16 protein-coding genes and 1 pseudogene are annotated in these 20352 nt (G+C 35.5%); 6 read left to right on the plus strand and 11 right to left on the minus strand.

The genetic code is table 11. The features are described 5' to 3' along the window. Nucleotides 1–259: 259 nt before the first annotated feature. The 3 genes from A3Q34_RS09475 to A3Q34_RS09485 form a co-directional block, all read right to left on the minus strand. Complete coding sequence (locus A3Q34_RS09475; RefSeq protein ID WP_070375136.1) at nucleotides 260–1441, minus strand: CDP-glycerol glycerophosphotransferase family protein; 1182 nt, start codon at nucleotides 1439–1441, stop codon at nucleotides 260–262. Between the two features lie 46 nt (nucleotides 1442–1487). Then, nucleotides 1488–2426 (minus strand): glycosyltransferase family 2 protein, encoded by a 939-nt coding sequence (locus A3Q34_RS09480; RefSeq protein WP_070375137.1) that lies wholly within the window; start codon nucleotides 2424–2426, stop codon nucleotides 1488–1490. Between the two features lie 115 nt (nucleotides 2427–2541). Beyond that, the gene (locus A3Q34_RS09485; protein WP_070375138.1) at nucleotides 2542–3627 is read right to left on the minus strand and encodes a hypothetical protein; all 1086 of its coding nucleotides are present in this window, start codon (nucleotides 3625–3627) and stop codon (nucleotides 2542–2544) included. A gap of 173 nt (nucleotides 3628–3800) precedes the next feature. Here A3Q34_RS09485 and A3Q34_RS09490 point away from each other — a divergent pair, with 173 nt between their 5' ends. Next, the gene (locus A3Q34_RS09490) at nucleotides 3801–5237 is read left to right on the plus strand and encodes an oligosaccharide flippase family protein (protein WP_070375139.1); all 1437 of its coding nucleotides are present in this window, start codon (nucleotides 3801–3803) and stop codon (nucleotides 5235–5237) included. A 25-nt stretch (nucleotides 5238–5262) separates the two neighbouring features. Here A3Q34_RS09490 and A3Q34_RS09495 read toward each other — a convergent pair whose 3' ends face one another. From A3Q34_RS09495 to A3Q34_RS09525, 7 genes are all read right to left on the minus strand, one after another. Further along, nucleotides 5263–6393: a glycosyltransferase gene (locus A3Q34_RS09495; RefSeq protein WP_070377089.1), complete on the minus strand. Its 1131-nt coding sequence runs from the start codon at nucleotides 6391–6393 to the stop codon at nucleotides 5263–5265. Continuing rightward, entirely contained in the window at nucleotides 6383–7441 is a 1059-nt protein-coding gene (locus tag A3Q34_RS09500; RefSeq protein ID WP_070377090.1) for a glycosyltransferase family 4 protein, read from the minus strand. Before A3Q34_RS09500 ends, A3Q34_RS09495 begins: the two co-directional genes overlap by 11 nt. A gap of 30 nt (nucleotides 7442–7471) precedes the next feature. Beyond that, nucleotides 7472–8455 carry a polysaccharide deacetylase family protein gene (locus A3Q34_RS09505; RefSeq protein WP_070375140.1) on the minus strand — a complete coding sequence of 328 codons (984 nt, stop codon included), beginning with the start codon at nucleotides 8453–8455 and terminating at the stop codon, nucleotides 7472–7474. Beyond that, nucleotides 8455–9549: a hypothetical protein gene (locus tag A3Q34_RS09510; RefSeq protein ID WP_231907460.1), complete on the minus strand. Its 1095-nt coding sequence runs from the start codon at nucleotides 9547–9549 to the stop codon at nucleotides 8455–8457. The genes A3Q34_RS09505 and A3Q34_RS09510 overlap by 1 nt, the downstream gene beginning before the upstream one ends. A gap of 65 nt (nucleotides 9550–9614) precedes the next feature. After that, nucleotides 9615–10796, minus strand: coding sequence for a glycosyltransferase family 2 protein (locus A3Q34_RS09515; RefSeq protein WP_070375142.1), 1182 nt, complete (start codon nucleotides 10794–10796; stop codon nucleotides 9615–9617). Further along, nucleotides 10793–11317, minus strand: a complete 525-nt coding sequence (locus tag A3Q34_RS09520) for a serine O-acetyltransferase (RefSeq protein ID WP_231907461.1) — start codon at nucleotides 11315–11317, stop codon at nucleotides 10793–10795. Before A3Q34_RS09520 ends, A3Q34_RS09515 begins: the two co-directional genes overlap by 4 nt. A gap of 42 nt (nucleotides 11318–11359) precedes the next feature. Next, nucleotides 11360–12763, minus strand: a complete 1404-nt coding sequence (locus A3Q34_RS09525; RefSeq protein ID WP_070375143.1) for a TIGR03013 family XrtA/PEP-CTERM system glycosyltransferase — start codon at nucleotides 12761–12763, stop codon at nucleotides 11360–11362. A gap of 213 nt (nucleotides 12764–12976) precedes the next feature. Between A3Q34_RS09525 and A3Q34_RS09530 the strand changes: the two genes are divergently transcribed. The 5 genes from A3Q34_RS09530 to A3Q34_RS09550 all read left to right on the plus strand — a co-directional run bounded on the left by A3Q34_RS09530 (nucleotide 12977) and on the right by A3Q34_RS09550 (nucleotide 18828). Further along, entirely contained in the window at nucleotides 12977–13612 is a 636-nt protein-coding gene (locus tag A3Q34_RS09530; protein ID WP_070375144.1) for an XrtA/PEP-CTERM system exopolysaccharide export protein, read from the plus strand. Between the two features lie 61 nt (nucleotides 13613–13673). Then, nucleotides 13674–15272, plus strand: a complete 1599-nt coding sequence (locus tag A3Q34_RS09535; RefSeq protein WP_070375145.1) for an XrtA system polysaccharide chain length determinant — start codon at nucleotides 13674–13676, stop codon at nucleotides 15270–15272. Then, entirely contained in the window at nucleotides 15269–16141 is an 873-nt protein-coding gene (locus A3Q34_RS09540; protein WP_070375146.1) for an XrtA-associated tyrosine autokinase, read from the plus strand. Before A3Q34_RS09535 ends, A3Q34_RS09540 begins: the two co-directional genes overlap by 4 nt. Beyond that, nucleotides 16107–17705 (plus strand): TIGR03016 family PEP-CTERM system-associated outer membrane protein, encoded by a 1599-nt coding sequence (locus A3Q34_RS09545; RefSeq protein WP_070375147.1) that lies wholly within the window; start codon nucleotides 16107–16109, stop codon nucleotides 17703–17705. The genes A3Q34_RS09540 and A3Q34_RS09545 overlap by 35 nt, the downstream gene beginning before the upstream one ends. Nucleotides 17706–17709: 4 nt before the next feature. Next, nucleotides 17710–18828, plus strand: coding sequence for an XrtA/PEP-CTERM system-associated ATPase (locus A3Q34_RS09550; RefSeq protein WP_083277963.1), 1119 nt, complete (start codon nucleotides 17710–17712; stop codon nucleotides 18826–18828). 57 nt (nucleotides 18829–18885) lie between these two features. Here A3Q34_RS09550 and prsR read toward each other — a convergent pair. Further along, nucleotides 18886–20237, minus strand: a pseudogene (gene prsR, locus A3Q34_RS09555) (PEP-CTERM-box response regulator transcription factor). Nucleotides 20238–20352: the final 115 nt, after the last annotated feature.

A 20352-nucleotide genomic window follows, 5' to 3' on the forward strand; every position in this document is an offset into this window, starting at 1 on the left:
CGAGTTTTATAACTTGGCCAAAATAATAGATGAAAAAAAGATTTTAATCAGAGATATCACCCAAAACTGGTATCAAAATGGATTACCTGAGATAAGTAAAAATATAGATTGAACTGTAACGTTTCTTAAACAGCAAATAAAAGATATAAAGCCTCATATAATTTTTTTCGTTGGTGAGCTACCATCAATAAAGGCAGGGAAGTATATTCATTCCAATGTTGGTTTATAACTTATCTAAAAGTCACATGTATAAATAAAATTAATGGGAAAGACTATAAAATAATTTTTCCGAAAATGATCTATACTCTGGTTCTAAAGGAGTGTGAAATAAATTGGTTAATTGCTCATAACATACTTCATAATTAGCGCTTAACTGTTGGCTTCGCACCTCAATTATTCTTGTTATCAGTTCAGGCCATGAATATGAATAAGGTCCGATTGTTACATCTTCATATTTATAATACAAATCACGCTCTTGTTGCTTATATTTTTCCAAATCAAAAGGTGCGAATAGTATAGGTTTTCCGGTAAGCATGAAGTCAAAATACCCACCAGAATAATCCGTAATCATGCAATCATAATCTGCTATTGAGTCAAATATATCAGCAGTAGAGTCAATAGTGATATGGCTTGAGTTTTTAATCGCATTAATAAGGTATTCTGGTGGTTTATTAACTGGATGCATCCTCAAGACAAGGTCAATATTATTTTCCTTCAAAGTTCCATCTATCTGCTCAACATCAAAGCCATATTGTGCAAATAAGTCACACTCTGTGCCAATACCGCCTCTAAAAGTCGGCATGTATATACATTTATATACCGACTTAATGGCATTTTTCTTTTCTTTTAAAAAAACATCATTACGTGGAAACCCAGTAATTAGAACTCTGTCTTTAGGTAACCGAAAGGCTTTCGATAAGGTATTTTGTGTTTCAGTACTGGTCGCCAATAAGTAATCATTTCTGATTCTCTCATAAGGTGAAAGAAAGTCAAATAACCTACCGACAATATTTTTTTCAACGGTTTGCTCACCAAAAACATCATACATTATTTTTTTCAACGGCAGGCCATGCCATAAATTCACAACTTTTGTTTTTTTACTTATACAAGCAGGATAAAGATCATCGTGTAACGATTGACAAACAAAGGCGAACTCTGCTCTTAATTGCATCCATAAGCCGCTATACCCCTTATCTAAATAGGCTATATGGCCATTTTCTCTTAATTGATCAACAATAGCCTGGTCTTTAGTAATCCATACAGCCTTAATATGTTTCTGATTTTCGTTAATATACTCAAAAAAGGCTTTAGGGTTGTCACTATAACGTTGACCGTACCACGCGCCAAAGACCCAAAGATCTTTCTTCTTAGGCACTAATTGAGCACAGCTAAAGATAAATAGTTTTATTAGCAAAGTTAACAATTTTTTTGGTTTACTCACCTATGTTTCCTTAATATAAATAGATCTTCACACTTTAACAGTGAACTTATGATGAAGCTATTCGCTTAGTTTTTTGAAGTAAAGTAAGTAACAAAACCGGACACCATTTAAAAAACAATCCTTTTAATTTTAATTTAATATTATTACCTGATTGTGCTGCAAGTAATAATGCATCAGCTCCGAGAGAAAAGTCACCATTGAAAATAAATGCCTCGGCATAGCGTAAATGAATATTTTTCTCTACATGTTTGTAATCTACTTCTTTGCTTTCTGAATAATGTGATGCAAATGGCTTAATCTTTGCTAAACAGACTAGCTCTGCTTTATACATTTGAGCATTGTTAGAGGAGTAGTTATTTTGATGAAAGATATGTATTGCCAGATACTCTTCAACAAAATCAACGTCACAAACTAATGACAGTTTAAGCCAAGCTAACCAATCATCAACTCCCATAAGTTCAATGTCTTTATCAAAAGCTTCTACTTCTAAAAGCAATGATTTACGGGCGATCGCAGTACAACTTACTATTTCATTTTTCTTTGTCAGCGGCGTAAATATTTTTCCTTTATATATATCAAAGAATGGAAGTTCTACCTGCCTACCACTCGCTATATGGTCTTCAATTGCTCCACAATACACTAAGCCGACGTTACTGTTTTCGAATAAAGGCATTTGTTTTGAAAGTTTCTCTGGTAACCATAAATCATCTTGATCGCAAAAGGCGATAAATTCTGCCTTAGCATTTTCGATACCAAACTGCCTAGCACACGCTACGCCACCATTGTTTTTATGAAAGACGACAATACGTTCGTCTTTTTGAGCTATTTTTTCAAAATAGCTGTTTGAAGCAGCTGGACTACCATCATTAATTATTAGTATTTCAAAATTTTGATAAGTTTGCTGCAATATACTATCGATGGTTTTTTCTAGGTATTTTTCCCCTTTATAAAAAGGGATAACAACAGTGATTAATTCCTGAGACATTATTTTCCTACCTAAAAATTAATTAGAGATTTCATTAAAGCATAACGATAAGTACGCCACATATTTTAACCAAAAATATATCAAGCCAAATCTGACATTGAAAAATAGGTTCTATTTACATTAAGCTCATAATAAAAGAGTTAAGTTTATCACCCTGTTTTTCAGCGGTATAGCGTTCTCTAGCTTCCCATGCAATATTTTTAAGCTCACGGACGTGGCTTCTGTCGGCTAACATAGATTTTAAGTGGCAAGCTGAGTCGAATTCAAATATAGCAGGGTAATTTTTTAGATAACTTTTTGCGCCACCATAACCTTCAGATGGAATGGCAATTGGAATACCCGCGGAAACGCTAGTAATTAAACGATCTGGTACCGTTAAATGAAAGCGTAAATCATTTTTACAAGCTTCTGTATTATAAGCTAAAAGACTTGCATCATAATAACTCATTGTCTCAATAAGCGCTTTCTGTTCCATTGGTTTAAAAGCTTTTCTATGCGGGTTATTGTCATTAGTTTCTTTCGACTCACCATGATACAAATCAATACCCTGAGCCAGAATAGAGTTCATGAGAGGGCGAACATCATCCGCTAAATGAACAGTTTTACCAGATAAATCTGTACGTCCAATAAATACAATATTCGATTCATCTTTTAACTCCCGTGCATTTTTTTTTGCTTGAAATGCTTGTGGCCAACACGGTGGTATAATGGCTTCACACGGCACCTTTTTTTTGTATATAGTTTTATTGAAATATTCAGCCATATTGATACTTGGATAGATAATCCCGTCCAAGCTTGCCGTAGCTCGTTGCATCATAAAGTTTTGACGTCTGATACCCAAATTATTTAACGACATCGGATGACAGAGCACCATTAAAACAACTTTAATATGCGGTCGAAGTTTTTTAATAGAGAATAAATCTGAAATAGGGTTAGTTCCCCAATAACCAATTATCACATCTGTAGAACTATCATCAAGCTTTTGACAAATCATTTCTAAATATGCTTTGTTATCGGGCTTCCAGACTTTACCAATTATTTTTTTAAATCGAGAAGGGGCAGAATCGATGTTATAAAAGCTGTGTGAGTCAGGTAAAGTAATTACCGATCCGACCCCATTAGACAGCATAGCAAGAAGACTTTTTTGATGATCTATTGAAGGGCCAAGTGTTGCGACAGATATATTTTTAATATCTTTCATAAAATTTGTTATATAAATAAATAGATTAAGTAGATTAATAAGATAGAATAGCAAAGTCAACTTGATTTACTTAGTTATATCAGCTTTTAGACTAAGCGTTAAATGTTCTATTTTTTAGCTTCAGAGCCTATTTCCCCTTTAAATATAATAAAATAAATATAAAGATACTTACAATGAGCCTCAAACGAAACTTTACCTTTACTTTTATTGACAACTTTGTGTCATTTTTAGTTTTTTTAGTATCTTCTATGGTGATAAGTCGCTTATTAACCCCTGATGAGTTAGGGATACTCGCTGTAGCAGTTTCATCAATTGTGTTAATCACCATGTTTAAAAACTTTGGCTATACCACCTACCTTATTAGAGAACCTCTCCTCGACGATACAAAGAAATCAGCTGTTTTTACTTTATCTATAATTACGTCTACCGCTTTATTCTTGATCCTTTTTGCATTAGCGGAATTTATTGGTAGTGCCTACGGAAATCAAAAAATCACGGATATTGTTTATATAATAAGCATATCAATAATCACTAGCCCATTCCATATTGTAGCGACAGGGCTAATAGAACGAAAAGAAAAGTTCAAGAATTTAGCCATTATAAATATAGCGTCTGAAACGCTATTTTTTATTAACGTAATGCTCCTTATTTATTTAGATTTTGGAATATTTGCAATTGCTATATCGAATGTTCTAAAATCTTTTATGCAGATAATTCTAATGATGTGGACTATTTGGGATGACTTTGTTTTTAAAATAAGTTTAAAAAAATATAAACCTATTTTAAGTTTTGGAATGAAAATGTCTTTTATGAGTTCTTTGTCACGAATTCAAGAACTTCTCATTCCCTTAATAATTGGTAAATATTTTGGTTTAAATTTTGCCGCATTTTATGACAAAGGAAAGAGCTTACCAAAGATTATTTTACACGTTTTATTACCAGCTCTAGGCACTGCTGCATTTCCTCATTATACGAAAAAGGTAAGAAATAATGAGCCTTTAAATGATACGATATTAAGTCATATGCAACAGGGGCTTCTGGTGTTTTGGCCGTCACTGTTAGCTATATGCCTTATTTCACCTAATTTAATTTATTATATGTTTGGTGGGCAGTGGGGGCATTCAGTACCTGTAGCTTCCTTATTAGCGCTTGCGAGTATGTTTACAATTCCCGTTATTTTTATACGAATGGGTTTAGTTGCTTCAGGACATGAAAACCTTGCTTTGAAATTTATTGTTGCTAATAAAATCGCCTTAGTCCTTGGGGTAACATTAGCTTTTGATTATGGAATAAATGGGGTGGCTTTTGCTATCTTACTGGCGGAGGTTATTACTTTAATACTATCGTTTGCCATAATTAAAAAATTAGATATTACAGCATACAATTATGTTAGTTATTTATCTAAACCATTTATCATTGCTATTTTAAGTAATATCCCATTCTTTATTTTATCGATTTTTTGGCAACATGAAATAGTAGAGGATATTTATGTCGTATTTATAGCTGTCGTCTCTTTCATACTTATATGGACACTTTTATTATTCTACTTATCTCCAACATATAAATCCATATTGTTAAACTTACACGCCGCAGTGAAAAAAGTATTCTAAAGAATATTAGAGCGATACGAGGAATTCAGGAAAATGTTTGCAAAAATTGTTTACTCGTATTTTCCCATGTGTAATTTTCTACAGATTTAAGGATACTTTCACTAACCCAAGTTTCAGCCATTACCTGCTTTATTCCTTTATAAATAGAGTCGGGCTGATAGTCATTCAGTAATATACCATTGACTTTATGAGTAATAACTTCAGGTATTCCGCCCACTTTAGTCGCCACCACTGCAGTGCCTGTAGCAAGTGCTTCCATAATAACATTGGGCACCCCTTCTCTATAGCTCGGTAATATAAGTGCGTGAGACTTTGCAAACCATTGGTCAAGTTGCTTATGTGGAACACCGCCAATTAACTTTACCGAGGCACTTAAATCATTTTCTACAATATATGACTTTAAATTATTTGCTTCAGGCCCGCTTCCAATAATCGACAATTCAAAATCAACCTTTTCTTCGGCTAATTTTTTAGCAGCCTTTACTAATTCGAATACACCTTTCGTTTTGATCAAATTACCTATAAAAAGTAACTTAAGTGACTTTCTACTTGGTTTTTCAGCCACACTAAACTTTTCAAAGTTTACGCCATTATAAATCGTTTGCACATTTGCTTTGGGGGCTATCTCTAATACTCTTTTTGCTAATGCTTTACTTTTGGTTGCAACGGTTGTTGCTCGATTAAAAGCAAAGGTTAGTTGTTTTTTTCTTTTCGGACATAAACTATGTACGTTAACATCACTACCTAAACAATCGATGGTTAATTGAAAGCTAAAAATTCGTTTTAACATTGCAGCGGTTACACCTTCTGGATAAGCCCAACTCGCTAAAACGTATTTGTGCTTGGCAAACCAAAGTAGGGGCTTAACACTAACGATTATAGACAACAACATAAACAAAGGATGAAGTGAACGACCCACTCCCGGAATATAAAAGAAAGGGAATAGGCAATAGTTTTTCTTGTCGTAATATTTACGTCCAAGCACGACTTGTTTCAACCACGTAAAAATAGGTACGGGAATTAAATATGATATATCTGCATTTTCTTCCATGTGGGCTGTTTGCTGAAGATTAAATTGGCCCCTAGTTGGTTCCCAAGGTAATGGAAACAAATTAGAGAAAAATAATATTTTTTTAGGCTTTTGCTTATTGGGCATTGAGGTTTCCATAATATTCCTGATAAATATTTGCGATACTTTCAATAGCAAAGTGCTTTGTTATATATTTTTTACCGTTCAAGCCCTTTGCTTCCAGCACACTTTTGTTTTCAGACATCACTTTTATATGCTCAGCTAATTGCGCTAAATTGCTGGTGTCAAATAAAAAGCCACAATCGCTTGCTGTTATTATATCTGGAATAGCCCCAACGCGCGTACTAATACAGGGAATACCATAAGCCATGCCTTCAAGTAAAACCATAGGTAAACCTTCGGTTTCAGAGCATATAATTAAGCAGTCAATTAAAGGGTAAATTTGGTCTTCATCTATAACATTATTCATAAACTGAATGCTGTTATTTAAATTGAGGTGATTAACCAAGGTTTCTAGTTTTTCTCTTTCTGGGCCGTCGCCAAATATTTTCAGGTCTACTTGATCATGCAGGTTGAACTCCCCGATACATTTAACGAGGTCTTCTATCTTTTTTAACGGAATTAATCTAGAAACAGTACCTAAAGTTAATTTGGGTTTGTCAGCTTTATTTATGCTTCTTAGCGGTAGTGATACACCATTCTTAATTACTTTAATTTTATCTTTAGGCCAGGAAAAAAGCCCACCGGCTTTCAACCTGGTTTTATCAGAAACAGCAAAGGTATAATTAACATAGCAACGGGCTACGCGATGAGATACTTTAATGCCTTGGAGGTTTGGTGATACTTCACCGTGTATGGTGTAAATAACTTTCTTTAGCAAAAGAAAAGGGGAAACCAATAAGAATGCTCGAATAACCGCGGGAGAATGTATATGAATAACATCAAAGTGATTAATGAGTTTTATAATCTGTATTTGTCGTTTAAGTATGTTCCCGGCAATGTTGTGCACTTTTACTTTTGATTGACTTAATACTTGCTGAAATTCATCTGTTGTTTTACCAAATGATAATATAGCAACGTTTTGACCAAACTCTTGTTGAGCCACTGACAAGTTTTTAACGAGTTTTTCTGCTCCTCCCACTTGTAAGCTGCTAACACAATGAAGTATTTTCATTTTATTAATATAGTCACTTATCATTAAAGCTTAATACGTTTTAGCGTAACTTAGCATATTTTTAAGGGAATGAATGGTCGTAGAGGGCTCAATAGAAAATCGTCTTAAGTCATATCGGTTCTCATCAATATTTACGTTGATTCCCGGTTGAAAATTAAACGCTATGTCATAGCCACAATCAAAAAGTGCTTTAGTAACACTTTTATTATAAGTGCCTTGACTCCCTACAGGATATGAAAAAGAATTGACTTTATAGGGTAGGTTTTGTTCTATCAACATTTTAGAATGTGTTAATTCATAGATGATTTCGTCTTGAGAAAGGTTAGCAAGTATTTCGTGATTATGTGAATGTGCGCCTACATCCATATTATGTAAAATCATTTCAGCAAGATTTTCCCATGATAAAAACTCTTGGGTAGGAAGCTCTCCTTCTAGAGGAAATAATTTTTCTATTTCTTTCAATTGCACTTCAATAGGATCTAGGCTGATTTTAGTAGCGGCTAGAATATCTCTTACGAATTCCTTATCGTCACCCTTATATTTTACGGTTGTCGCCCAACTGGAAAGCTTAATTGATTTGAATTTATTTGTCTTATAGTTATAAGCAATTCTGTCCCACCAAGGTAATTTATTATTACCAATTAAACTAGTCGCAATAAAAAAGCAGGCGGGCACATGATGACGTTTCAAAATAGGAAATGCTTTAGTGTAGTTATCTTTATAGCCGTCATCAAAAGTAATAACTAAATATTTACCATGAATTTTTTGAGAGCTTTTTTTCGCTAATTCAACTGCTTCGGCAATAGAAATGATGTCAAACTCTTTCTTAAAAAAAACAATTAAGTCATCCAACTTATCACTATCACAGGAAAAAACACACGGGTCAAAACGTGTTTTCTTCCAATTACCAATTCGATGAAAATTAAAACTATATATTCCGTCAGGGATGTTAGACCATCTAATACCATCGGCTCCTATAAAACTCTCCAGCTTCCTTAATATCCGAGCCAGCATTAATGCAGACTCTTTTTAAAGGATGGCTTAGCCAGAACAAAGTCACGATATTCGTTCGGGTCACCCTTTTTACAAGCTTCTGCTGCCTTTATAATATTGTACATTTCGCGTGAACTTACATAATGAAGAAAGTAGTTTTCTCCATCATTGTACTTTTCATTCAAATGTTGATGCATTTCTCTGATCGGTTCGCCTAAAAGTGTTTCCATAGAGGCTTCTTGAGTGCCATGTGTATGCACTTTTATAAAAATCCAATCAGGCCTATTTTTAATGTGAATGCTTTGCTTAACCCACATATCTACTCGCTCTTTTGTAGGTGGCAGTGTATTTCTAACATCTGATTGTTCAATTTTAGGGATTAAGCCAAATTTTCTATTTTTCCAGTTCAGTTGAAGTACACCTTGGATGATCATTAGATCACCCCAGAAAGTTCCTCCTTTTATTACTGGTCTACCTTTGTTGTAAGATTTAGGTTTTTCAGCATCATCTTTTGCATAATAAATGCAATTAACCATTGCTGGTTGTGTAGTATCTGGTGATGGAAAAGTATAATCAGCATAACAGCCAGTTTCTTTAAGTATGATAAGTTCGTCGTTTACACCACACCAATGGCCGTGAGCGTGAGAGTTATCAAGCGCCCAATTACCATGAATGAAAGCATAAGAGGGCTTACCCGTTTCAGGGTCGATACTCAAGGCTCCGTGCTCATTATGCAGTAAGTCAGCGAAATTTGTGAGTGTGCTTCTCAGGTTTTCACTCGTATCGTTTTCATGATGTAAATGAATTTCTATTTCACCATACCCTTGAGCGCATAAGTCAGACAATTTATCTAAATGTTCTTTTCTATATTCTTCTTCAGGGTAGAAGAATGAATGTTGCGGATGCACACCATCTGCATCCGTAAATTGCCCAGCCATTTTAGGATAGTCAACCATCCAGCGGTCTACTCTTTCTCGTTCAATATAGATATTGTCTCTGTTTTTCCATTGCGGTTCATAGTGGTCAACAAAACAAAACATAACGTGTTTTGGGCCATCATATTTATTTGAAGAAAACAGTTGTTGTTTGATATAGGTAGGAAGCCAAGTCTGCATTTCCTTTCTTCTAACAACGATAATAAATAAAAATATAATAAATAATAAAAAAAGTAACGATATAATCATCTGGATGTGCTCTCCCAAGTAGCAGATAGATTTTTATTTAAAAATTTTATGAATCCCCTTAAAAGAGAGAAGTTCATTGATACAAAAAACGCTAAAAGCTGAAGAACTTTGAATATCAAGCCACTGCCTGATTTCATTCTCATCCCAACGATAGCTGCACTATAAAAGATAACCTGTAGTAATAATAAATATCTATAAAATTCTTCATTAATCGCCAGTATGGCATTTAACGTTAAAATTATTACCATTAAATGGGGTACAAACCAACGTAAAATTTTATGACTTACGTAGGAAAAAAATCTATATCCTTCCATAGGATTGAGCAGCCAGCCTAGTCGCATCATTGCTTGATAATTTCCTGCACCAATCCTAATTCGTCGAGAAGACTCTTCGGCTAAGTCTGGTGCAATTTCTTCTATAGCTTTAGCTTCAGGAGCATAAATAACTGAATAACCTTTCTGTGCAATATTCATTACGATACAAAAATCATCAATAATAGTATCTGTTGGTAAGGGAATATACATATCCGTTCTAATGGCATAAATAGCTCCATTAGCACCTAACAAAGCATTTAACCTTGATTCATGGAATTTCAAAGCCTGCTCATATTTCCAATAAAGATTATCTTTGTTATCACCAGAAAATGGATCAATCAAATGTAATTCACCACATACGGCACCAATTTTCTGACTTTCAAAATGAGTAACTAAATGTTCTAGGGCATCTTTATCAAACATGGTGTTGGCATCAGAAAAAACACATATCGGCGAGCTAACATTTGTCATTAATTCATTAAGAACATTAATTTTCCCTCGATTTTTATCAAAACAAAATATATCCAAATTTGGCTCATCAAACTTACTTAAGATACTATTTGTATTGTCTGTACTACCATCTGAGCCAATAATGAACCTTAACTTATCTTTTGGATAGTTAAGATTTAGCAGGTTTATGATGCGGTCTTCTATGCATTTCTCTTCGTTATAGGCCGCAATTATTACCGTTACTTCAGGGAGTTCAACGGATTTTGTCCTACGTTCTTTTTTAGATAATACAAAAGAGGTATCTTTTACTATTTGGCGAAACCCACTTAATAACATCAAAATTAAAGGGTAAAATAGGTAGGTATAAAAAACTAAAAAGATTGAAAGCAATAGCAACGATTCAAGAAAGATCATCTTTCATTTAACCTCGCTATAGCAGGAATACCAAGAGCTGTACAATTATCAGGAATGTCTTTAACAACAACGGCATTAGCACCAATTTTTACGTTATTGCCAACGGTAACATTCCCAATTATTTTTGCACCCGCCCCAATAAATACATTATCACCAAGTGAGGGGGATAAACCTTTTTCATCGCCAATAACAACACCACTTTCTATGGTGATATTTTTTCCTGCAATCACTTTTGAATTAATCACGACACCAATGGGATGCATTAAAGCAAGTCCACCAGCAAAATTAGCTTTGGTACCTATACTACAACCGTTATAAATACGATTGATGTGCTGAAATAGCAATGCAAATGGCGACAATACTTTTGTCCTTGCGCATGCGAAAGCTAACCTATGGATCACGTTCGCACTACTGCCATCCGTTAGCATAACTCTTATTAATGATATTTGAGCTCCATCTTCGATATAGATAGCGCGTTTACGAATGAAGTCGCTTTTAATTAAAGAGAAAAGTGTAGTCACTGATTGTATCCAATATAAGTTTGGTCATAGCCCATAATAACGTTATCTTCCTTTACCAAACAAAACAATTTCAACGGTTCTAATTAAAATTAATAAGTCCAACATAAAGCTACGGTGCTTTATGTAATACAAGTCATATTTAAGCTTCTCTAATGAATCTTCTTCTGTTGAACCATAAGGGTACTTTAATTGTGCCCAGCCTGTTAAGCCTGGCTTAACATTATGACGTTCGTTGTAGTAAGGTAAGTTTTTAATAAGCTGCTGAACAAATTCAGGACGTTCTGGGCGCGGGCCAACAAAGCCCATATCTCCACGTATTACATTGAGTATTTGTGGTAGTTCGTCGACACGGTATTTACGAATAAATTTACCAATACTCGTGGTGCGATCATCATTTTCAGAGGCCATTTGAGCACCATTTTTCTCCGCATCGATTCGCATACTTCTAAATTTATAAATATTAAAAGCTTGTCCATCTAAGCCAACGCGCTCTTGCAGATAAAAAATAGGGGCTTTCATGCCTTCGTCGAATTTAATAAGAATGGCTGTTATTAGCATAACTGGCCAAGTAACTAGAGTTAAAGCAATAGCAATAGCCGCGTTAAAAACCCAATCTAAGGTATTGCGTAAATGGTTACCTGAAGCAAAACCATTTGAATAGATCACCCAACTTGGATAAATAAGATTTACGGCAATTTGACCTGTTTCACGCTCGATAAAATCGAGAATTTCGGTAATTTCTACGCCCCGTATTTTACAGGCAAAAAGTTCATCAACCGGTAAATTATCACGACGTTCATCACTAGCAACAACAATCTCATCGATACCATGCTCTAGTGCATAATTAACCAGAGAACCTTCTAATGCAATACGGTTTTCGTTGACTATGCCTGTATCGGTGTCACCTGGCATAATAACAAAGCCGTGCATGTAAAACCCTTGCCTGTCGACATCTCGACGCATACGTTTTTCGATAATAGAGGCTCGATCACCGGCGCCAAGCACTAATACGACTCTTTTACTGAAACCAAAGAAGTCGACTTGCAGGGTAAAATAACGAAAAGCACTATCGATGATAAGACTAAATAATGCAGCAATTGCAAGTAATTCAATTTTTAAGGCGTGTTGACCATATAAGGGATTAATTAAAGTGACAATAAAGAAGCCAATCGCCACTGAAACAAGCAAACGCCTGACAATACCACGGTAATTTTCACGCAGCTTCGAGTTATATAAACCTAGAGATAATAACGATAGTTGTACCATTAGGGCGAAAACAACCGCGCAAATAGCCAATAAATTAGTCGGTATATTTTGATGTTCGACAAATAAAAACAAGCTATTTAAATAGACAGTCAATAATAATGAACCAGCAAAAAAAATCAGTTCAATAATAACTAAAGATTTACTACCCGAAGATAGATCTCGAAACTTTGGGCTAGACATATGAATTAATTATTCCCTTTACTATGAACAGATTCAACTTGCTCATTTATGATTTTTAGTGACAAACACTTAAAACAGAAGCGTGTAAGATAGTAGCAATAATCACAAGTTTTTTACACCTATTAAATGTTGTGCAACCTTTGTAAAAATCACATACAATCAGATAGCTTAGTATCAATTTGATAAATTCGAAGTATAAAGAAGGTTATAACCATGGAAAAGAATATGCTCGGCCAACTAAAAACGGCAATACTACTAACTATAGCTTACGTTATTTCAGGTTGTAGTACCTTAACCTTACCACCAGCAACCATACACCAATCGAATACGGTTGATGTTAGCTCTTATAAATATTTAATTGGTGCCGGTGATGTTGTTAATATATTCGTATGGCGTAATCCTGAAGTGTCAGGCACATTTGTTGTGCGTCCAGACGGAATGATAACCACTTCTTTAGTTGAAGATATACCTGTATCAGGCAAAACACCTACCGAACTCGCTCGAACTATTGAAGAAATTCTAGCAACTTACTTGAGAGAGCCCGTAGTTACCGTAACCGTAAATAATTTTGTTGGCCCATTTAGTGAGCAAATACGTGTTATTGGTGAAGCTGCAGAACCTAAGTCAATCAATTATATTCAGCAAATGACGTTACTCGACGTAATGATTAGGGTCGGTGGTTTAACAGAATTTGCTGATGGTAATGATGCTATTTTAGTAAGAGTGGAAAATGGCCAGCAAAAACAATATGAAATTTATATTGAAGACTTAATTAAGAATGGTGAGATAGCGGCTAACGTTGACGTTTTACCAGGTGATATAATTGTTATCCCTGAAACTTGGTTTTAGTTTTAGTTAAATAAGAAAACAATCGCCTATTTTATTAATTGCCTGTATTTAGAGGTCAGGAATGCAAGAAATACTTGAACAAATTTTAGATTATTTAAAAGGTATGTGGATAAAACGCCGCTATCTTATGATTGCTACTTGGCTTATTTGCCCTTTAGGTTGGTTTGGCGTTTCACAGCTACAAGATAGTTATGAATCAGAAGCGCGGGTATTTGCCGATACTCAATCTATTTTAGGCCCTTTGTTAAAAGGAATGACGGTTGAGTCGAATCCTGATGAACAAATCGGCTTAATGGTAAAAACATTGCTCAATCGCCCAAATTTAGAGCGTATTGCTCGGATGACCGATCTAGATGTTCAAGCGAATACCCCGCAAGAATTTAATAACTTAATTGAACGATTAACGAATGGTATTTCAATTAACAAGACTGGCGGCAGAAGACAAAACATTTTCAATATCACCTTCTCTGATAAAGACCCCGTAATGGCACGCGATGTTGTGCAAGCGGTTATTACGGTGTTTATTGAAACGACTCGAGGTGAGAATCGTCGGGATTCTGACTCTGCACAAAAATTTCTTGATAGCCAAATTAATGAATACGAAAATCGCTTATTAAAAGACGAAGCAAGGCTAACTAATTTTAAACAGAAATACAGTGACGTACTGCCTAACCAGTACGGTGGTTATTACCAAAAGCTTAATAACTCAAAAGAACAATTAAAAACTATTGAACTGATTTTGCTAGAAACAAAAACACAATTAGCTGGCTCAAAAGCTAAATTGACGCAATCTTCAACGTCAGAATCTAATCAGCAAAATAATATTGTTGATTCGAATAGCATAAAAACTACTTTTGATGACCGTATTGCTGAGTTAGAAGGACAATTAGATTCACTACAACTTAGATATACCGAGCAGCATCCTGATGTGAAAGAAGTTCAACGTCGACTTGATCATTTATCAAAGCAAAGAGATGATGAAATTGAACAGTACCTAACAAGCAGTAATGAAGCAGGTAATGACTACACGCCAATAAGTCAGAACCCAGTAATTCAAGATATTCAAATTCAAGTGAATCAACTTGAAGGACAAGTTGCTTCGATGGAAGTAAGAGCTAATAATTACAGAAATACTGTTAGAGATCTTGAAAACAAAATTCATACATTACCTGAAATTGAAGCAGAACTAGTGGCACTTAATCGCGGCTACGATATTACTAAAAAACAATATGAAGACTTGCTTGAACGTAAAGAGAAAGCACAAATAGGTCAGTCTGCTAACGAAACGACCAGTAAAATAAATTTCAAAGTAATTGATCCTCCTCGTGCACCTTTAAAACCTGCAGGTCCTAAAAGGTATCTATTTTATGTAATTGTTACCTTTTTAGGGGTAGGTGTTGGATTGGGACTTTCCTTTTTATTCAGTCAAATTAACCCTGTTGTAACTTCGAGCAGCCAAGTCGCTCGGGCAACGGGCATCCCTATTTTTGGTATTGTTTCGGCTACTGAAAACATAGGTCTACAACGTAAAGATAAACGTAAAACGATACTGTTTTTGGTCTCTAACAGCTTATTAATTTTAATATTATGCTTTTTTATCGCTTATTCGTTATTTCCGGATGCAATACAAGCACCAATACATAGGATTTTTAATTTATGAGTACCATAGAAAAAGCACTCGCTAAACAAAAGATGGCTCAACAAGATAAAACACCGGTTGTTACTGAAAATGTAACGATTGATAAACCAACTAAAGCCGTTGAAAGCTCGACAGCTTCAGTAGATTATGAAAATAATGATGTTTTAGTGCTTAATAAAAATGATCTTGAAAGTCGTGGTTTCTTAATCGATAACGGTACCAGAAAAAGTATTAAAGATGAGTTTCGTCAAATTAAACGTAAGCTCTTAAACAATGCCTTTGGCTCAGGCTCTAAAACACTTAAAAACAGTAATTTGGTTATGATAAGTAGCTCTAAGCCGAATGAAGGCAAAACTTTTATTTCAATTAACTTAGCGCTAAGTATTGCTTTAGAACAAGATAAAACAGTGTTATTAATTGACGCCGATGTTTTGCGCCCAAGCATAAATCGAGAATTAGGCTTTAAGCAAGTCCCTGGCTTGATTGAATACTTACTGGGTGAGAAGCACGATATTTCTGAAATAATGTACAGTACCAATATTGATAAGCTTAAAATAATACCTGCAGGTGAACCTCATCATCTTTCTAATGAATTACTCGCCAGTGACCGTATGGAGTCTTTAGCTAAAGAACTTGCAGAGCGCTACCCTGACCGTATTGTAATATTTGACTGTCCACCGTTAATTGGCGTTACAGAAACCATGGTCTTAGCCAACTTAATGGGCCAAGCGCTGGTCGTAGTTGAAGAATCAAAAACGCTCTTAGCAGATATTGAAAAAGCGACAGAAAACCTCAACGAAGATTTAGCACTGGGTTTAGTGCTAAACAAAGCAATCAGATCTCACAAGGATATGTATGGCTATTATGGTTATGGATACGGCACTAAATAAGACAGTATTAGCTGCAGGAATCTTTGCCATTTTATCTGCAAATACTTTCGCAGGAGAATGGCAATTTACACCACAGTTGATTATTGATGAAACCTATACTGATAATGTTAATTTATCTGTTAACGACACGACAGCAAGTTTAGTTAGTCAAACAGGTGTTGAATTAAGTACACTGTTTTCATCAAAAAAATTAGATTTTACCTTTGATGCAAAAAGTCTTTATGCAATGTACAGCCATGACCATGATACCGATAATGACTATCATACATTGGATAGTTCTTTTCGCTTAAAGTTAGGTCCTAAAGGGCTTGCTTTAATCGGTAGTGCTGCAATATCAAACCAAGCACGTAATAATTCCAGTAATGCGCTTGCCGATATTGTTTCTGGTGACACCATTAGAGTTGAAAATTATTCGGGTGGTTTTCAGTACACGATTAATAATAGTGATTTTATTGTTGGTTCGGGTATTCAATACCAAACGACTAAATCACAAGACGGTATAGGTGAACGAGAAGGCTATGCGGTACAGTTTTTGAGTGAAAATGGCTCTGCTGCTCGAAATGTATATTGGGATGCGTCATCTGAATATTCTGATGCGACTAATCAAGGCAGAGACGGACAGTTATTTAAAGGCGAAGTTAAAATCGGTTTAATTACGGGTTATAAAATAACACCGTTTATACGATATTATGATGAGACTAATGAAGGTGACCTTGTTGATAATAGTTCATCACTTGAGTCAGACTCTTATGGCGGCGGCTTACGCTGGTTAATAAGCCCTAGGCTCCTATTAGACCTATCTTATAACACACCTACTGGTACTCAACTAGACCTCGATGGTGAAGAACAACAAGACTATACTGCGGCCACAATTCGCTGGGAGCCTAGTCAAAGAACGACCTTAATAATTGATTACGGCCAACGCTTTTACGGAGAAAGTTATGGATTTGATTTTGTACATAAAAACAAACGCTTAACGAATACCATTACTTATGTTGAAGAGGTTAAAGCATTTACCCGTAATAATTATGAAAGTGTTGCCTTAGGTAGCTTTTGGTGTCCACAAGGTGACATAGCTGACTCTTCAACTTGTTTTGTCAATAATAATGATAATATCAATTTTGATAATTATCAGCTAGTCAGCTTAAATGATTTTGTTTTAGTGGAAGATTTGGGCCTTTCATTAAACAAAGAGTTACAGTGGTCTTCAGTATTAGCACTACCACGAACCACTTTCAGCGTTAAGCTATCAAAATTGACCCGTGAGAATTTAAATACCCGAACCGAAGATGAAAATAAAAGGGCATCGTTTGCTATTAAACGCAAAGTTAGTGGTAAATCCAATATAAATCTCATGCTTGAATATACTGACACCCACTTTTTAGTTGCACAAGAAAATGGCCGTCAAGACCGCTACCGACGTTATAGTCTTGAGTATGACAAATCCTTAAATAGTAAACTGACCGTTAAATTAGGCGTAAGCCATCTTAACCGCAGTTCTACTACACAATCATTCAATTATGAGGAAGACAGAATCACCCTCAAATTCAGTAAAGGTTTTTAGCAGTATGTACGAAAATTATTATGGTTTTAAAGAGCGTCCTTTTCAGTTAAGTCCCGACCCACGTTTCTTTTTCGCGTCAAGCAACCACCAAAGAGCAATGTCTTATTTACAATATGGTTTAGACCAAGGTGAAGGTTTTATCGTGGTTACTGGGCCTATAGGCACGGGTAAAACAACAATAGCGCGTAACCTATTAAATAATATTGCTGACGATTCAATTGTTGCCGCTCAACTTGTCACGACTAAGCTCGACCCACAAGAATTACTTGAGCTTGTCGCTTTTGAATTTAAGATCTCGGTTAAAGGTAAGAGCAAAGCTGAGTTACTACAGTCAATTGAACAGTTTCTTATTGATTTGAATCGCCAAGGTAAGCGCGCTTTGTTGATTGTTGACGAAGCACAAAATTTACCAATAGAAACCGTTGAAGAACTCCGCATGTTATCTAATTTTCAACTGGATAATAAGCCGTTGATACAAAGTTTTCTTCTCGGACAAGAGGAACTTAAAGATATTATTCAAGCCCCTAATATGGAGCAATTTCGTCAACGTATTATCGCCTCTGCGCATTTAAAGCCACTGACTAGTGACGAAGTTAAAGAATACATTAATCATAGATTGCAGCAAGCAGGTTGTATTAAAGAGGCACTCTTCTCAGATGAAGGCTTTAATGTTATTCATGAAAAAACGTTAGGCGTTCCAAGAAAAATCAATATTTTTGTTGACCGTTTATTATTGTTTGGGTTTTTAGAAGAGCTCACTTGTATTGATGTTGACGCAATTAACGAAGTCGCGTTAGAGATGCAAGTAGAGTTAACCGGTTCACTTCATAAAGTACAATTAGCCAGTAATGAACCTAGCCAGGCAAGCGCACAGCTCATCGTGAATTCAACTGAGAATGTTGAAAACATGAAAGAAATATTAAGAGAAGTAGAAGAGATATTAGAGTCGTCGATTAAGCAGAAAATTAAAATGGCTCGTTATGTAGATAAACTCCTTAAGCAGAAGAGTCGTTTATATGCTGAAAGTAATATCGATGAAAGTATTGAAGCTAACTCAGAGCTAACGGCTGATACAATTGCCGATTCTGATTCTGAACGAAGTAGTGAAAACGATAAGAGTTAACATCCTTATTTAATGGAGAAGATTTTATAACAAAACCTTCTCCGTATTTCAAATCATCTAGGTTTCGTTAATTGTTAGGCCATATTTTTCAATTAATGAATACAATGTTGGTCTAGTAACACCCAGTAATTCTGCAGCTTTTGACATATTGCCTTCGGCTAACGCATAAGCTTTTTGAATAGCCAGTGACTCTGCTTTTTCTCGCACCGAACGTAAATTCAAAGACAACTCAAATTCAGTATTCGTATGATCAAAAAATCCTAAATCAAAGGCAGTCACTTGTGTGCCAGTCGTCATAATTACCGAACTTTTTACTTTATTTTGTAACTCACGAATATTACCCGGCCATTTATGAGCCTTAATAGCACTTAAACCGTCTTCTGAAAAACTTTTTACATTACGTTTATATTCAAGGGCGTACATCTGTAAAAAATATTGAGCCAGAATTAATACGTCTTCATCTCGGTCACGTAGCGGGGGATATTTAAGGTTATTTCACTAACGCGGTAAAATAAGTCTTCACGGAAAGTTTTATCTTTAACCATTTGTTCTAAGTTTTGATTGGTTGCACAAACCACTCGAACATCAACATTAATTTCTTGTCGACCACCAAGGCGCTCAATCGTTTTTTCTTGTAAGAAGCGTAATAGTTTTGCTTGCAAGCTAAAGGGCATATCACCAATTTCATCAAGAAATAATGTACCGCCTTCTGCACACTCTATTTTGCCTTTAGTCGCACGATGAGCACCGGTAAAAGCTCCTTTTTCAAAACCAAATAATTCACTTTCTAATAAGTTTTCAGGGATAGAAGCACAGTTAATGGCAACAAAGGGCTTATTACTGCGCTCACTAGCAATATGCACGGCATTGGCGGTTACTTCTTTACCTGTGCCGCTTTCGCCCAGTAATAAGGCTGTAATTTGTGTTGGCGCAATGCGCTTTACCATCATGCGGAGACGGTCAATAGCTTCACTGTTACCAATAATGCCAATATCACTACCCGCAACTTGACGCATCTTACGGTTTTCTTCTTCAATTGCCGAAACACTAAACGCCCGAGCAATAATGACATTGATCACATCAGCATCTATTGGCTTTTGATAAAAGTCGTAGGCACCCGCAGAAATAGCTTTTAACGCATTAGTACGATCATCATTGCCGGTGATCACTATCACCTTAGTATGAGGCGCTATGGTCAAAATTTCCTGTAATGCCGCTAAACCTTCAGTGGCATTAGCTTCATCCGGCGGCAAACCTAAATCAAGCGTAACAACTTTGGGTTCAAAGCGACGTACTGCAGCAATAGCACTTTCACGATCTCCTGCTAATACAGCCTCATAATCAGATAAGCTCCACTTAAGTTGCTTTTGTATTCCTTTATCATCATCAATGATCAGTAACTTTTCCATACGACTAAAACCCTTTTATTATTTATACGCTTTATTTGAGCGCGTAGTTCTGAATTCACATACGTCATCCTGAATTTATTTCAGGATCTTAACCCAGATACTGCAACGAGTTCAG

Source organism: Colwellia sp. PAMC 20917, assembly GCF_001767295.1.
GTDB lineage: Bacteria > Pseudomonadota > Gammaproteobacteria > Enterobacterales > Alteromonadaceae > Colwellia_A.